The sequence below is a fragment of the Candidatus Methylomirabilota bacterium genome (assembly GCA_028870115.1).
Classification (GTDB): Bacteria; Methylomirabilota; Methylomirabilia; order Methylomirabilales; family Methylomirabilaceae; genus Methylomirabilis.
Genome location: JAGWQH010000087.1, coordinates 1 through 1530, shown reverse-complemented (window position 1 = coordinate 1530; position 1530 = coordinate 1). Strand labels below are relative to the sequence as shown.

Annotated in this window: 2 protein-coding genes; both read left to right on the top strand. The window is 57.5% G+C overall.

The genetic code is table 11. From position 1 onward, the window contains the following. Positions 1-673 (top strand): HD-GYP domain-containing protein (locus KGL31_09970; protein MDE2322224.1); only part of this gene is annotated, 673 nt, incomplete at its 5' end. 192 nt (positions 674-865) lie between these two features. After that, the coding region (gene ccmA, locus KGL31_09965; protein ID MDE2322223.1) for a heme ABC exporter ATP-binding protein CcmA at positions 866-1530 on the top strand (665 nt) is incomplete at its 3' end.

Below are 1530 nucleotides of genomic sequence, written 5' to 3'. Positions count from 1 at the left end.
TTTTCACTCTGCGGAGTTGATCGCGCGGGTACGATCCCTGCTGAGGCTCAAACAGTTTACCGATGAGTTGGAAGATGCAGAGGATGTGCTGTGTACGTTGGCCCTGAGCGTTGAGGCCAAGGATGCGTGTACCGATGGACACTGTGAACGATTGGCCCTGTACTCCGTGACCCTTGGCCGAAGTTTGGGCCTTCCACGGGAGCAGTTAAAAGCGCTACATCGTGGAGGTTACCTGCACGACGTCGGCAAGATTGCTGTTCCGGAGTCGATCCTGAATAAAACGACAGAGCTGACCGAGGAAGAATGGCGGATCATACGGACACATCCGGTGATCGGAGAGCGGATATGTAAGCCGCTCAAGTCGCTGAAATTGGTCCTTCCCATTATTCGTCATCACCATGAACGATGGGATGGCGGTGGGTATCCCGATGGCTTGAAGGGACAGGGGATTCCCCTTGCGGCGAGAATCATTCGCGTCGTTGATATCTACGACGCACTGATGACGGCCCGGCCCTATAAGCCCCCACTCGAAACCCACCAAGCCTTCTCAATTATGCGGCAGGCATCGGAGAAAGGCTCATGCGACCCCAGGTTAATAGAGCAGTTTATCAGTCTATTGCAGTCCGGTAAGACCCTCGTAGGTCTGGAGAAGATGAGGCCAAGGCGACTATAGGCGGTCCTCAGCTCGCCCCCTTTTGGGTTGTTCCTCCATGCAATCTCTGCTAGACTAAATGTGTTTTGAGAACAGGGCGCGAACGTCTATTCGACTGCATGCTCGCCATCTGCGTGAATCCGCGGTTGGGATGTGGCATCTTGGATAACGGAGTCCGCGATGGTGCTGGGCCTCGCATTCTCAGGATCTTGAATGGCGAGGACTGACGGAGCAGGGGGGCTTCCTGGGGTGACGGCTGCCGTCGAGACCAGGGGTTTGGTTAAGTGGTTCGGCGCGTATCCGGCCCTGCGGGGCATTGACCTTCGGGTTGCCCAAGGGGAGGTTCTGGCTCTGTTTGGCCCGAACGGAGCGGGGAAGAGCACCCTGCTGAGAATCCTGGCCGGACTGGTGCGGCCCACTGCCGGATCAGCGCAGGTCGCTGGGTTCGATGTAAGCAGAAATGGCGACGGCGTAAGGCGGGTTGTCGGTGTTCTTGCCCACGGTCACCAACTGTATGAGGCCCTGACCGGGCGTGAAAACCTCCTGTTTGCGGCGACCATGCTGGGACTAGATCGTCCCGCCGAACGCATATCGGAGGTTCTGGCGAAGGTTGGACTGGAGGGAGCGGCGGCAGCTCGGGTCAGGACTTTCTCCAGCGGGATGAAGCGGCGTCTTGCGCTCGCAAAACTGATGCTCCGTGAGCCGAAGATTCTACTGCTTGACGAGCCCTTCACAAACCTCGACCTCCAGGCGTCGAAGCTACTGGAGGAATTCCTCATGGCCTCAAAAATAGCGGGTACCACGACATTGCTGGCTACTCATAACCTGTCGATCGGTTTTGCCCTGGCAGATCGGATGGCCATCTTGCAGCAGGGGCG